This is a genomic window from Polynucleobacter finlandensis (assembly GCF_018881755.1).
Lineage (GTDB): Bacteria > Pseudomonadota > Gammaproteobacteria > Burkholderiales > Burkholderiaceae > Polynucleobacter > Polynucleobacter finlandensis.
The window spans coordinates 1-13,933 of record NZ_JACVPS010000001.1 but is presented as its reverse complement, the minus strand read 5'-3'; the positions used below and the strand labels follow the sequence as shown (position 1 = coordinate 13,933).

Genomic DNA, 13,933 nt, shown 5'->3' with positions numbered 1-13,933 from the left:
ACTATGTTGCTATGCACAATAAATTTTCCAAGAGTCGCTTGCCCGGCAACCCACATGTTGCGAGGATTCCCGTGCCAGTGCGCGAGCTTCACGCCGGTCATAGGGCGGCCATTCTTGAGCATTTTTTACAACTGAATGATGACGATCGTCGCCTCCGCTTTGGGACACACACCCCTGATGAAGTGATAGAGCGCTATGTTGAAGGCCTAGACTTCAACCAGGACACGATATTTGGCATATTTGATGCACAGCTCAATATCGTTGGCCTCGCACATCTAGCCTACCTACCGGTCTTTAAGAGCAAAGCACGTGCAGCAGAGTTTGGCGTATCAGTGCTGGCCGAAGGCAGGGCCCAGGGCTTTGGTACCGCCTTGTTAGGGCGTGCTGCTGTGCACTCACGCAATACGCGCATTGAAACTTTATTTGTTCATTGCTTAGCAAACAACAAAGCCATGATGCATTTGGCACAAAAGGCTGGCATGAGTGTTGAATACGCTTATGGCGATGCTGATGCCTATCTCAAATTACCCCCTGCAAATTCCAGCACGATCGTGGAAGAGGCTGCTAACGAGCAATGGGCTGACTTTGATTACGCAGTCAAAGCAAATTTGAAGCGCTCTCATGCTGCTTGGTGGTGGTTCTTGGGCAGGCCGGCACTAGCGTCTTAGTTGTTGCTGGGGGCGCCTTGCAAAATCCAAGGCACCAAGATCGAGAGCTCCGCATCGCTTAACTTAGCATTCGCAGGCATCGGCACTACGCCCCAAGATCCCGCACCACCTTTTTGAATCTTATTTTTTAACAGGGCATTTGCGCTAGGACTATTTTTATATTTGGCGGCAATATCTTGAAAGCTTGGCCCAACAATTTTTTTGTTGATTGCGTGACAACCTAAGCATGCATTTTGTTTGGCAATTGCAAATGCTTTAGCGTTCTCACTAGATGCATACGCAGTAGGTGCTCCAACAAAGAGAAGGGCGGCCAAAAAAGCCGCCCTCACATGAACCCATACTGAAATCATTTATTCCGCTGCTGATAATTTCTTACTGAAATTTTGGGCTAGTCGGTTGTGATTCATCGGCCTTACCTTGTTTGTCTAATCGCGCTTTCTCTGCGTCAGAGATGATGTCAAAGTAAACAAATACTTCTTTCACGCCGCTGGCATTACTCGCAACTTTCTTTGCAATATCAGCTTCTTTTTGCGTTAAGATTCCCATCAGGTAAACACTGCTGCCTTCAGCAACAATCGCCATTGAGTTCGATGGTAATTGCTCTGTAAAAATCATTTGGGTTTTTATTTTCGACTCAAGGTAAGAGTCATTGGCGCGGGCTGTATAAGTGCTATTAGCGCCTATTACCAACTCGTTGTATACGCTACGGGCATTCTTCATCGCTTTAACATAAGCGCCAGCTTCACCCTTGATATCGGCGTCTTTTGCTTCGCCCGTGATCAACACTTTTTGATTGAACGAAGTGATGTTGATATGTGCGTTATCACCAAATCGCTTAGACAGCGCATTGCCAGCCTCTAGCTCGATGCCTTTGTCAATGGCCTGCACGTTCGGACTACGACGGTCAGCTAGGACAGCTGCACTTGCAGCAACGCCGCCAACAGCCAGAACGCCACATGCCGATAAGAATGAAGTGAGCATTAAAGCAATGAGTAATTTACTTGCGAGTTTGATTTGCATCGTGAATGCTTTCTATTGTTAGGGCGCTATTAATCAAGCAATATGTGATCAACACCATCACACAAACTATGCAACAACACTAAATGTGTTTCCTGAATGCGTGCGGTACGAGTAGAGGGGGCGCAAAGATGGATATCGTCTTTGTCTAAGAGACTTGCAATTTTTCCGCCACCGTTACCTGTCAGCGCAATAATTTTGATGCCCATTTTTTTTGCTACTTCAATTGCCTTCACCACATTCTTAGAGTTGCCTGACGTCGAAATACCCAAGAGGATGTCGCCTTTTTTTCCAAGGCCGCGGACTTGTTTACTAAAAATCTCATCGTAGCTGTAATCATTGCCAACAGCAGTCAAGATAGAAGTATCCGTTGTCAATGCAATCGCAGCAAGCTCTTGACGTTCACGTTCAAAGCGGCCAATCAACTCGGCTGCAAAGTGCTGCGCATCAGCGGCTGATCCACCGTTTCCGCAAGCCATCACCTTACCGCCAGCTCGCAAACACTCAACCATCGTGAGCACGCCATGCGCTACCACTTCTGGAAGAATTTTCTCAGCGTCTTGCTTAACGGCAATGCTGTCTAAAAAATGTTGGGATGCGCGCTTGCGCAAGCGTTCAATCGTATTTTTATCCATAACAATATTATGCGCCAAAGCAGGTCCTTTTTCCGCAACCCACTAATCAAACCAAAAGCAACGTATTCTCTTACTTATTGATTAATCCAGCGCAAAACTTCTACCCATGGACCTGAGCTCATTTGACTTTCTGCAGCAGCAAGATTTACCTGCCGGGGCTCTCTATATGGTTGCCACCCCGATTGGTAATTTAGGGGATATCACCCTGCGTGCTTTGCATGTTCTCAATGCTGTCGATGGCATTGCCTGCGAAGATACTAGGCATAGTGCTGCACTACTGCAGCAATTTGGTATTCATAAGAAGTGCCTAGCTCTGCATGAGCACAATGAAATGGGTGGGGCGCAAACGGTAATCCAGCATCTGGCACAGAACGAGCGCTGGGCTTACATTTCTGATGCGGGTACGCCTGGGGTATCCGATCCCGGAGCCCGACTGGTGGATGAAGTTCAAAAGGCAGGCTTTCGCGTTGTGCCGATTCCAGGGGCGAGCGCAGTATCTTCGGCGGTCTCTATCGGTGGTGCCGTCATGCTGAACTCAGAAGGGCGCTTTCAGTTTGTAGGCTTTTGGCCCAACAAAACCAAAGAACGCGACGCGCTAATTCATGACATTCGCAGCAGTACAAAAACCAGTATCTTTTTTGAGTCTCCTCACCACATTAAAGAAACCCTTCTAGTCCTAGCAAATGCGCTTGAGCCAGATCGACAGATAGTAGTAGGGCGCGAGCTGACGAAAAAATTTGAGCAAATTATTTCTGTGCGGGCAAGTGCAATTCCACAGTGGCTTGAAACTGCAAGCAGTCTCAAAGGAGAATTCATTATTTTGGTGGCAGGGCGCCTAGCTAATGCTGGTGAAGCTCCTGAGCACGCCTCTCTTTTACTGTGGGCAAACGCTTTAAGCCCTTACCTTGGCAGTAAAGAGATTGCTGCTGTGCTTGCGCAGGCTTTAGGACTTTCAAAGAAAGAAGCCTATCAAATTGCGCTCGATGCAAAAGCTAGCGATGATGAGAAATAAAAAAGCTGGCTCAACGCCAGCTTTTTCTTTAACGCAGAAAAAATTTATTTTGTAGCTGTTGCAGGCGCCTTAGGCTCTGGTAATTTACCGCCAGCAGAATTAGCCATATAGACAACTGCACGACCCAATTCGTAATCACTAATCTCTGTAGGGTTAGAACCGCCGCGAGCTGGCATCGCGCCCTTGCCCTTAATTACAGAAGTCATCAATGAGTCATAGCCCTTAGCAATACGTGGCGCCCAGGCGCTTGCATCACCAAATTTAGGCGCACCTGCCGCACCCGTGGCGTGGCAAGAAGAACAAACCGCTTTGTAAACCTGCTCACCCGTTTGAAGTTCGCGTGGAGCGCTTGCATCTTTAAAATTTAATTGGGCAACTGGCTTAATCAATTGCTCGGTAGACTTGGCAGCGTCCGCGCTTTCCCCGCCATCGCGCTTGCCGCTGTTCACATACACCATGAGTAACAAAATAATAATCAATGGCACAAAAAAGCTTGCGAAGACCATGATGATCAATTGTTTAGGGGACTTAATTAGGCTACCGTGCTCGTTGCTCATAGGACTTTTATCGTTTGACGGGGTTGAGAGGGTTACTTTGCCGTGATTATAACGAGAGCTTGCGTTATAGGCACTTACAATAGCCAGATGATTGTTTTTGCTACTGGCGCCCGTAGCTCAGTGGATAGAGTATTGGCCTCCGAAGCCAAGGGTCGCAGGTTCGATTCCTGCCGGGCGCACCAGTCTTTCGGGCACACAGTTCTCAAAAAACTGCATTGAAAGCTATTTTTTGCGGCTTTTAATGCTTTTGATATCTCTTCATTTACAAATTAGGCCAATACTCAAATCCTCATTTGTGCCCAAACCGTGCCCATTTTGTGCCTGCTCTGTGCCCACCCTTTTTGATCTATGCTGGTTTTGAGTATTAGCCTCAAATTGACACATTTCTTGTGCCAATAGTTAAATATTTGATCCTATAGCTTGATGACCATTAATTTGAAGCATCAGGAATGTACTCAAATAGATCTTCAACTTTGCAATCGAAGAATTTGCACAGCTTACTAATTGCATCTAAATCGACCCTTGCAGCTGTTTCATCGTAAAGCAGGGTGATGGTATTCCGATGCAAGCCTGTTTCACGAGCGACATCTACCAACTTGAGTTTTCTTTCGCCCATAAGGGTCGATAAATGGCATTTTATCATTCTGAATAGCTTTTTTTAATATTAAATGTAAAAAGTGCTTGCTAAATGTCATTTACTCATGCATAATGTCATTTAGGATGGCAAAAGTTAATTAAGGATTACTTTTCGCCACTTTGATTGATTTTACTACATGGAGTTAACAATGGCACAGACCTATCTCACCACCGAAGAGCTATCAGCTCGCATTAAATACGACCCCCGCACAATTCGGGATCAACTTAAAGATTCTGTCTTATTAGAGGGGCGTCATTATTTCCGCCCTTTTGGCGGAAGAAAGATTCTCTATATCTGGGAAGTTATTGAGGATGACATGACAAAGGCGATCTCTTCGACCCTAAATCAAATCCCAATGGCAAGAGGGGGCGTTGTTCATGTCTAACATTCGCGTCAGAAAAGAAACTGGGCGCCTCTTTCTGGATTTCCGAGTTTTTGGGATTCGCTGTAGAGAGCAAACGGAATTGGGTGATTCCAAGACTAACCGCAAATTACTGGCCAAGCTAGATGAAAACATCAAAGTAGCTGTAGCCAATGGCTCTTACCGCCATGAGCACTTCTTTCCAATGAGTAAACGCATTGCAGAAGTAGAAGAAGCACGACTGGCTATTAGCACCCCTGCTATTAATAAGGCTCCCACCAACTTGGTTTTAGCCATTGCTGGAATGCCACCCGACCGCCCGCCATCAACCCATCGTCAAACCCCACTGTTTTCCGACTTTGCCAATCAGTGGTATTCAGAGATGGAGGTAGGGTGGAAGCGTTCCCATAGAACGACTACCCGCGGTGTTCTAGATAACTCCCTGATTCCTCAGTTTGGCCCTAGACCTGTAAACGAAATTAAAAAGGGCGACATTCTGGCTTTTCGCTCCTCTTTGGCGAAGTTACCCGGTATTAAGAATAAAGAGAGCCTTTCGGCTTCTCGCATCAACCACATCATGACCCCGCTGCGGATGATATTGACAGAGGCTGCCGACCGATATGAATTTGCCCCGGCCTTTATCAATATCAAGCCCTTAAGAGTAGGCAAGACTGATGTTCAGCCGTTCACGATGCAAGAAGTCCAAGACATTCTTCGCACGGTTCGAGCTGACTTTCGCAATTACTACATCGTTCGCTTCTTTACGGGGACCCGTACTGGTGAGATCGATGGCCTCAAATGGCAGTACGTCGATTTTGAGCGCCGCACGATTTCCATCAAAGAGACGATTGTGAATGACTATGAGGAAACTCCCAAAACGGGAGAATCTGAACGTGACATCCAAATGTCTCAGATGGTCTTTGATGCACTTTTGGCTCAGCACAAAGTAACAGGGCAGGGCGTGTATGTTTTTGCGACCAGTGCGGGAACACCGATTTCTCATCGCAACATTTCTAAGCGAGTTTGGTATCCACTCTTGAGATTATTGGGTCTGAAAAAGCGAGTGCCATATCAAACCCGCCATACCTATGCCACCCTCATGTTGGCTTCCGGTGAGGCACCCGAATGGATCGCCCGTCAGATGGGACACACCACTACCGAGATGCTCTTTCGGGTGTATTCCCGATTTATTCCAAACTTGACCCGCCAGGACGGAAGCGCTTTTGAAAGACTTATGGCAGCGCAGATGCAAGACCAGCCGCACCCCATTGTGGACTCCCAATCACTCAACGAAGTAAGCGCCCACTCAGGTATAAATCGCAACAGCATTGGAGTGAATCATTTACCGAAAACTCAGAGTCGAGCAACTAAAGAAATTAAACAAGCGCCAGAATTACCTGAGCCCGAAACCCCAAAGCCTCCAGTTGCACTGCCCAATACTCGAATCAATCCAAGTGCCGATGCTGCACTGATCGCCAATCCTTGGCTAGAAATTGCCAAACATTCTGGTCTTTCTGTGCCCCCTAAAGCCGACCCAATCCCACCCTCAGATCATCCAGCGGGAGACCTTTTATGAAACTGCCAAGCCTGCCCGAGCAACCCAAAAACCCCCATCGGCCAGATGATGTTTTGCCATCGCCGATACCAACCCCCCTACAAACCTATGATGTTCAGGATCTCCAAAATCAGATTACGTATACGGATGCCTCACTTTTGCCAAGGGTCATGCGTATTGTCAAAATCACCATCGCGCCCAATAGCGCCACCAATGAATATCGTCACCAAGCAGTGCTTTATGCCCAAGGGGTGAATATTGCGGTCGAGTGGTTTGCCAAACAAAGATACGACCAGCTCACCTGCAATGGTTTGGTCACCATTGCCTATAAAGGAATTAAGCCCATCTCGATTGATGGCTACCTGCAAATCATTCGGCTGTGCCGCCTTGATCGCCCCGATATGAGCTACAACCTTTTTGAAACCGCTCCGCCTGATTGGTTTGTCAATAAAGACATTCTGACTAGAGCAATACAAGCTTGGGAGCAACTGGACGATAAAAACCAGCATTTACTCAATGCCATTTGCTTTGAGGGGGACTTTTTTAAGCGCTTTTGTACTGGACCAAGCTCAGTAGCCCATCATCACAGCTATCTCAATGGTAATTTGGAGCACACCTTAGAGGTAGTGAACTTCATTTCTGACAATATCGCCAGATACCAAACCGCCAATTTAGAGCTGTCCTTGATCTATGGGTGGCTGCATGACATTGGTAAAGCAGATGAATATCAACCTTGCAGTACTGGGGATCGTGAATTTAAGTTAACGCCCTCTGCCTATCTACACGGCCATAAGCTCAATGGATTACATTTGGTTATTAAGGCTCAAGCCAGACATGTGCCGCTCTATCCAGAAAAGTCCTTTGATCATTTGCGGCACTTATTAGAGCCTCACCCTAATTTAACTTCGCCGGATACAAGAAAACCGCAGATGTTGGAGCACTTAATAGTGCAGCAAGCAGATGCAGCCTCGGCAGCGGCCAATGTTTATACGGCAGCTCATCGCCCTGGGAGTTCATTTGGGATTCCGCCTCAGAGTGGGCAAGGCAAGGGAGTGAACTTTCGGTATGAAAGCTGAAACAGGTTGTCGCGATCGGGTGGAATGCTCTGCTTAGCTCATGTGACATCGCGCTTTCCAAACCATTGTTGCCAACGGGTGGCCTGCTTTGAAACGGATTCGAGTCCATCCGTTAACTGGTACAGTCCGCCATGAGAAAGTAACTTTAATTGCCAAGCAACAAGCAGGTAGCTGCGTATGACTTCGATGGAAGCTCGGAGTTGCCCGAGCAGCTCCGAGCCTTGAGCGCAGCCCATAGCATCATTTTTATTGCACTGATTGGCAAGCGTCACCAGTTTTAAGCAGTGTGTTACTTCAGTCAGAATACTTTCACCGGTAGTAAATCGAAATGGCTTAGGTAGGCCTGCATGAATAGGATAATAGCGTTTATAAAACATCAATAAATCCGAAAAAATTTGCGGGTGCTTAAAATCTTTTTCCATCTCTTCCTTTTTCCATCATGACCGAAGCCCAGATTGCCGCCCAACTATATGAGTGCGTCAATCAATCGGGCAATAGCGCCGAAAAGCGACGCTTGCTAATAAACATCCCACGCATTGTCTCTGCACTAGCGCAGGAAATTTACTCACTTCGCTATCAACCCGAGCGTATGACTGTCTTTGCAGTGCAAGATCCAAAAGTACGGGAAATATTTGCCCCTAATTTTCGTGACAGACTCGCGCAACATTGGCTGGTTTCTTTAGTCAATCCTCAGATTTCCCGTGGCTGGATCGATGACTGTTATTCCAATCGCAGTGGCAAGGGGACGCATAGTGCTATAGCGCGTTTGCAGCACTTTATGCGCAAACCGCACAACACCTATTTTTGTCAAATGGATATAGCTTCTTACTTTCCATCGATTGATCGAAATACCCTGCTATCCCTATGGCAAGAGCAGTTTGCTCGGCTTGATTACCCCGAGCATACGCTGCGCCAAATTGAGTCCGTAGCCGTAAAAATTATTCTGCAAAACCCCATAGACCCAAAACCATTGTTTAGCGGCGAATTGTCCTTGCTCAAAAAAATACCCCTGCATAAATCGCTTTTTAATAATCCGACACGAAAGGGTCTGCCCATTGGCAGTTTGAGCAGTCAATTTTTTAGCAACCTTTACCTTAATCCACTTGACCAATTTGTACGACACCAATTAAAAATTAGCGCTTACTTACGCTATGTGGATGATTTTATAATCCTTGGTGAAACTCCAGAAAAGCTTCTTGAGCAAATGCAACAAATTAATCAATTTTTGATGGACCGCCTGCAGCTGCAGCTGCACCCTCATAAAACCGTGCTGCAAAAAGTAACTCAAGGCTCAAATTTTCTAGGTTACATTGTGTTCCCCCATCACCGCTATATCCGAGAGCGCACCTTGCGAGCTCTTAAAAAGCGAATTTATTTCTTTAGCGGCCTATTAGATCCTGTACGTTACCCCTCTCACGGCATGCCAACTGGCGGTAGTTGGGCCAAGTGGTTGGCATTACATCAATTACACCCTCCACTCACGGTCAACCCCACCTTACTTTTGCGCATGCTGGGCACCATCAATAGCTATTATGGGCAACTGATCCACGCCAATAGCTATCACTTGCGCCGAACCATTTACCATGAGCTACTTGGGCCCCTGAAGCGTTACCTTCTACCAGGCGATGCTACGTATGCTAAGTTACGAATAAAAGCAGTCTGGCTACGTCCACCCCCATGAGTGGGTGTGACTCTAGCGGACACATGACACATAGTTGCTGTTGGTGTCGTTGTTGTTGTTGACGTTGCCATTGTTCAGGTTGACGTTGTAGTGGTTGCCCGCACTATAGAGTGAGGACGACCAGGTGTTGTTCAAGGTCCAAACTAAGGCAAAATGCATCTTCACTATGCGTGAGCGCCTTACTAAACACTCACTCGGTTTTGCCGTTTTCACCGCTTAACCCCTCTGATGCGATCGGATAAACCTCTACCCGACAGCGGAAGATGCCAGCCACATCCCCAATTGGCCTGTTTTATTTCAGCCGTAACCGAAATACCCATTAGGCACCCATGTATGACAAGGGCAGGATGAAGCGTAGCCAGCTGCGTTTAATCGTTTCTGTCTGCCCCAGTTATGGGGCATATCGCTCCTGATTAAAAAATGTAAAACCAAAAAGTCAAAATTCAAAATTCAAACTTCAAGGGCTCTAGCGGACACATGACACAAAGTCGTAGAAGGTGTCGTTGCTGACGTAGCCATAGCCACCGTTCAGGTTGACGACGTAGCGGTAGCCCGCACTATAGAGTGCGGACGACCAGGTGCTGCCCAAGGTCCAACCCGCAGTAGTTGCGGCAGCTATTGCGCTAGCTGTGTTGAACAGTCCCGAAAGCTCTTCCTGTGTCGGCATGCGCCAACCCGCTCCCAAAGCTGTACATTGTGATGATGCGGTTGTCCAGTTTGCTGTGCTGTTTATCCTAGACCAGGTCAATTTTCCGCCGCCACTTAATGTCCAGCCCGTAGCCGTACCGATAGTGCCTCCAGTAGCCGTCGCGGTTTGAATTTGACCATCTGGCAAGGCGGCCGTTGATGGGAATACTGCCGTGATTACCCCTGAGTTAACTGGGTTGGTAGCAGTAGCTCCACTGACGTTAAAGAAGTTTGCCGTAACGCCTGTCATTGTGTAGCCCGCAGTAGGCGTTAAAGTCACAGTGGCCGTGTAAACCGTTGAATATGCGAATGAAGTTGGATTATTGCTCCAGGAAATTGTTCCGGTATATCCCACGCCGCTAATGGCTGTGGCTGGTATTGCTTCCGCTACTGGCACAGTGACACCAGAAATTGCAGAAGTGCTAACCGTTGTCGCAGTTACCGTTAAGGTCGTAGTGTAGATACCTGCAGCGTAGTTACCATTCGCAGCCTGAGTTGCGGTCAAGACGGTGGTACCGACACCGACTACGCTAATGACGCCGGCGCTGGTAATCGATGCGACTCCAGGGGTAGCACTGGTGTAAGTAATTGCGCCAGCACTAGAGGTAACTGGAGCGGTAATCGTTGGGGCAGTAGCACCAAAGGCCACGCTTGCTGAACTCAATCCAAACGGAGTGGTCACCGTTAAGGTCGTAGTGTATATACCTGCAGCGTAGTTACCGTTTGCCGCCTGAGTTGCAGTTAAGACCGTAGTGCCAACTGCTACTAAGCTAATCACACCACCAGTAGTAATAGTGGCGGTGCTAGGAGTTGCACTGGTGTAGGTAATGGCGCCAGCACTAGAAGTAACTGGAGCAACAATCGTTGGGGCAGTAGCACCAAAGACCACGCTTGCTGAACTCAATCCAAATTGGGTGGTGACTGTCGCTGTCGCTGCCGTTACAGTCAGACTTACTGTCGACGTTGCACTTGTGTAGTTACCAATCTTAGCTTGGGTCGCGGTCAAGACAGTGGTACCCGCTGCTACCAAACGAATAATGCGTGTAATTGGATCAATTGTTGCAACACCGGGCACACTACTTGAGTAGGTAATGATGCCGGTACTGGCCGAAGTAGGCGCAGTAACGGTCGGCGCAATAGACCCCAAAGGAACGCTTGCCGTACCAGTACTTAAAGCAAATCCCACCAATACTGGCGTTGTGTTTGCATATTGCACGCTAACGCTAGTGATATTGACTCCGAAAGCCGGCGTCAATACTTGCAAGCCAATGAAATTGAAGGCAGCTATAGCCGCCAAAATCTTGCGCCAACCAGAACGTTTAAATTGGCCTCTCATCAATTCGCGGTGGTGAAGTTCACCAGATAAGGGGTGCCATTAGAATCTGTGATGGAGACAACATAAGCATCTCCACTACTGAGGGCTGCCGGCAATTTCAAAGTATTAATCATTAGGCCGGTTGCCGTAGCAACAGTGATTGAAGTGTATGCATAGGAAGCGCCATTTCTGGTAACCCCACTGATGGTTCCATTACCCGTTCCCACATTCACCAACACTTGCCCTTGTGAATTGACTGATGCGCCAGAGCCCAGTCCTGCCTTACTAATGCTGGCTAGCATAGTGACCGCTGTTGTATCGACTTTAGCCAAGAATGTCTGTGGCAATTGAACTGGTCGGATAGCAGCATCGCGCAAAATATAAGCGCTATTACCAATAAGCTCTGGACGAGTCAGGGAGCTAACTGGGGCTGATGCATCTTTTCCATCTAAAGGAATACTGTAGGAGAGCATGATCCCTTGATTTCCAGTGATCCCGTTGTTACCGTTATTTTTAAAGCCCGTTACCTTCCACTGGGAATAGGCAGCCGAGAGCATCACATTGTTTAGGGCGGCACCCATTTTGTAACCTGCCTGCAGGGATACTTCTTGAATCGGCTGGTATTGCACTACATAGTCTTGATAGATGCGCTTGTTTAGTTCTTGAGTGCCATCGCTAAAGGGGAATTTTAAGGACTCATACCCCATGGATGCTTTTACAATCACCTGCTTGGTAATGCCCACCTGAGTATCTAAGGCCTCGCCCTGCAATGTGCCCACGGCAAGCTTCAGCGGATCCATCATGATGTTGTAACTACTTGCCGTCTCTACCGTACTGTAGTTGGGATTCGGATTATTGGTTTGCTTTGCTTTGCTACTCCATGTGGATAGCCCAATGCTATGCAAATAATCACTGCGCTCTTTGGGCACAACATATTGCGTAGAAAAGTAGTAGCTTGCTTGGGTCAAACTGGCGCTTGAATTTCCACTATAAAAATCAAAGTTTTGTTGGCCCCACATATAGGCTGCCGAAAGCTTAGTTTTAATATTAGTGTCTTTGGGCATCCACACTGCATTGACAACAGCTTCATTAATATTATTAAAGGTGAGGTTTGTCCCAATCGCGTAGGTTTCTCCCAATAAGGCTGCGGCATCAGCTTTTAGACCAAATCCATAATTAGACTTAGGGCTGACATAATCAAGGCCAACATTGGCTAAATAATTCTTGGATTCATAGTGAAACTTTGAGCCAGTTGCGCCCAGACTACCGCCAAGGCCAGCACCCCCAAGATTGATCGCTGGGGCACCCCCGGGCATTGGCGCATTATTTGCGCCTGGCAATCCTGGATTAATACCGCCCATTTGCCCTGCATTGATATTAGGTATGCCCGCTTGCGAATTTGGATATGTCTGCTGAACTGGTTCCGAGGTTTTTTTCGTTGGCGCTACAGAATCTGGCTCACCGCCCAGATCAGGTAGAACAATTTGTCTGTTGCCCAGGGTAAATTCTTTAGATAAATTACTGATGTCCGGCGAGCTATAGCTTGGGGGCGGCTCAATAGGTATTAGTTTGGCGCTAACAGATACACTAGTGCTTGGTGAAGCCTGCGCTCTCACGTCCTTAGTAGCACTTGGGCTAACAACGCTATCTAAATTACTTACAACCCGCTGTCTTTGAGTCTGAGTAATGTGACTCTCTCGATAATCGCCCTCCGGAATTTGCAAGGCATTGGGAGATAGCTGGCTAGTTCGAACATCGATAGCAGTGCCAGAACTTCCCGAATGAATCGATGGGCTAGATCCTGACACAGGTGAATTATTTGCTCTGGGCGATGATGGGTTGGCTCCACCTATTTGCCCTGCATGGATGTTAGGTGCAACCGCCTGCCTATTTTGATATACCTGCTCAGCGGGGCCAGCAGACTGTTTGGTTGACTCCACAAAATCTGACTCGCTACCCAAATCAGGCAACACTATTTGCGCGCTACTTTGGATAGATTGCTGGGGTGCGCTGCTGGTCACCGGTGCGCTATCGCTAGGCGCGGCCTGAGTAGACGGTGCTTTAGAACCAACAGAAACGCTAACCCTTGATGAAGACTCCGCTACGATATCCTTAGTGGCGCTCGGCGTAGCAGCGCGATCTAAAATACTTGCTGTCAGCTTGCTTTGGGGCCGAAGAATGCGCCCCTCTCGATAAGCGCCCTGCGGCATTTGCAGGACGTTAGAAGGAGTCTGGCCAATACCAGTCGAGGACCATATGATCTGAGCGGCATAAGTTGCGCCCTCCTGAAAAACATCCGGACTCGATCCACCCACCCATTTGCCCGACTCAAGTTCGCGCCACTGCACCTTTCCCACCCACCCTGCACTTTGAATAACGGTAATAGGATTTGCCCCCGCTATAGGAGTAGGTACTGATAGCTCACTAACAGAGGCGTTGTCGTTATTTACCCTACTAGTTGCGGAGAAAAGAATGGTGGTGGAAATAGTGTTTGATGCCAAAAACCTGGAATCAAATTCTGCGCGAGTGCCTACTCTATAAGGCGGAAATGTCTGTTTATCAGTGGCTGTAGTCTCAGCCGCATAAAGCACTAGGGCAGGACTACATAGCAGTAGTGGTAATAAATTTTTGTACAAACTGCATTATTGTTTTAGTGAAGGAATGGCGATTCTAGTCTTTCACTAGTCATTTAGCCACCCCATAAATAGGGGGTACGCAAGCCACAGGCTATC

Annotated in this window: 14 protein-coding genes and 1 tRNA gene; 7 read left to right on the top strand and 8 right to left on the bottom strand. The window is 47.6% G+C overall.

Translation table 11 applies throughout. The features are described 5' to 3' along the window. Positions 1-11 precede the first annotated feature (11 nt). Complete coding sequence (locus tag ICN49_RS00075; protein WP_216164189.1) at positions 12-668, top strand: GNAT family N-acetyltransferase; 657 nt, start codon at positions 12-14, stop codon at positions 666-668. Here ICN49_RS00075 and ICN49_RS00070 read toward each other — a convergent pair. From ICN49_RS00070 to ICN49_RS00060, 3 genes are read right to left on the bottom strand one after another with little or no spacing between them, the layout of a single operon-like run. Further along, positions 665-1,018, bottom strand: coding sequence for a c-type cytochrome (locus ICN49_RS00070; protein WP_216861052.1), 354 nt, complete (start codon positions 1,016-1,018; stop codon positions 665-667). The two genes, ICN49_RS00075 and ICN49_RS00070, sit on opposite strands and share 4 nt — an antisense overlap. A gap of 22 nt (positions 1,019-1,040) precedes the next feature. Further along, on the bottom strand, positions 1,041-1,688 hold the full coding sequence (locus tag ICN49_RS00065; protein ID WP_216164186.1) for a BON domain-containing protein: 648 nt from the start codon (positions 1,686-1,688) through the stop codon (positions 1,041-1,043). A 29-nt stretch (positions 1,689-1,717) separates the two neighbouring features. Beyond that, the gene (locus ICN49_RS00060; RefSeq protein WP_216164183.1) at positions 1,718-2,320 is read right to left on the bottom strand and encodes a phosphoheptose isomerase; all 603 of its coding nucleotides are present in this window, start codon (positions 2,318-2,320) and stop codon (positions 1,718-1,720) included. A gap of 106 nt (positions 2,321-2,426) precedes the next feature. Between ICN49_RS00060 and rsmI the strand changes: the two genes are divergently transcribed. Next, positions 2,427-3,332 carry a 16S rRNA (cytidine(1402)-2'-O)-methyltransferase gene (rsmI, locus tag ICN49_RS00055; RefSeq protein WP_216164180.1) on the top strand — a complete coding sequence of 302 codons (906 nt, stop codon included), beginning with the start codon at positions 2,427-2,429 and terminating at the stop codon, positions 3,330-3,332. A 44-nt stretch (positions 3,333-3,376) separates the two neighbouring features. Here the strand turns inward: rsmI and ICN49_RS00050 are convergent, their stop codons facing one another. Further along, on the bottom strand, positions 3,377-3,889 hold the full coding sequence (locus tag ICN49_RS00050) for a c-type cytochrome (RefSeq protein ID WP_216164177.1): 513 nt from the start codon (positions 3,887-3,889) through the stop codon (positions 3,377-3,379). A 106-nt stretch (positions 3,890-3,995) separates the two neighbouring features. Between ICN49_RS00050 and ICN49_RS00045 the strand changes: the two genes are divergently transcribed. Then, a tRNA-Arg gene (locus tag ICN49_RS00045) sits at positions 3,996-4,071 on the top strand. A gap of 248 nt (positions 4,072-4,319) precedes the next feature. Here the strand turns inward: ICN49_RS00045 and ICN49_RS00040 are convergent. Continuing rightward, positions 4,320-4,532, bottom strand: a complete 213-nt coding sequence (locus tag ICN49_RS00040; RefSeq protein ID WP_215341784.1) for a helix-turn-helix domain-containing protein — start codon at positions 4,530-4,532, stop codon at positions 4,320-4,322. A gap of 142 nt (positions 4,533-4,674) precedes the next feature. Between ICN49_RS00040 and ICN49_RS00035 the strand changes: the two genes are divergently transcribed. The 3 genes from ICN49_RS00035 to ICN49_RS00025 are packed head-to-tail and all read left to right on the top strand — an operon-like array spanning position 4,675 to position 7,518. Further along, a complete protein-coding gene (locus ICN49_RS00035) occupies positions 4,675-4,911 on the top strand; it encodes a hypothetical protein (RefSeq protein ID WP_071464423.1) in 237 nt (78 codons plus the stop codon). Continuing rightward, the gene (locus tag ICN49_RS00030; protein ID WP_216164174.1) at positions 4,904-6,463 is read left to right on the top strand and encodes a tyrosine-type recombinase/integrase; all 1,560 of its coding nucleotides are present in this window, start codon (positions 4,904-4,906) and stop codon (positions 6,461-6,463) included. Before ICN49_RS00035 ends, ICN49_RS00030 begins: the two co-directional genes overlap by 8 nt. After that, positions 6,460-7,518: an HD domain-containing protein gene (locus ICN49_RS00025; RefSeq protein WP_216164171.1), complete on the top strand. Its 1,059-nt coding sequence runs from the start codon at positions 6,460-6,462 to the stop codon at positions 7,516-7,518. Before ICN49_RS00030 ends, ICN49_RS00025 begins: the two co-directional genes overlap by 4 nt. A 38-nt stretch (positions 7,519-7,556) precedes the next feature. On the opposite strand, the gene ICN49_RS00020 is transcribed toward ICN49_RS00025, so the two are convergent. Next, positions 7,557-7,940 (bottom strand): four helix bundle protein, encoded by a 384-nt coding sequence (locus ICN49_RS00020; protein WP_216164168.1) that lies wholly within the window; start codon positions 7,938-7,940, stop codon positions 7,557-7,559. A 17-nt stretch (positions 7,941-7,957) separates the two neighbouring features. On the opposite strand from ICN49_RS00020, the gene ICN49_RS00015 reads away from it, so the two are divergent. Further along, positions 7,958-9,199, top strand: a complete 1,242-nt coding sequence (locus tag ICN49_RS00015) for an RNA-directed DNA polymerase (protein ID WP_216164165.1) — start codon at positions 7,958-7,960, stop codon at positions 9,197-9,199. Positions 9,200-9,665: 466 nt separating this feature from the next. On the opposite strand, the gene ICN49_RS00010 is transcribed toward ICN49_RS00015, so the two are convergent. Further along, positions 9,666-11,222 (bottom strand): adhesion domain-containing protein, encoded by a 1,557-nt coding sequence (locus tag ICN49_RS00010; RefSeq protein ID WP_216164163.1) that lies wholly within the window; start codon positions 11,220-11,222, stop codon positions 9,666-9,668. Next, positions 11,222-13,837, bottom strand: coding sequence for a hypothetical protein (locus ICN49_RS00005; protein ID WP_216164160.1), 2,616 nt, complete (start codon positions 13,835-13,837; stop codon positions 11,222-11,224). Before ICN49_RS00005 ends, ICN49_RS00010 begins: the two co-directional genes overlap by 1 nt. Positions 13,838-13,933: the final 96 nt, after the last annotated feature.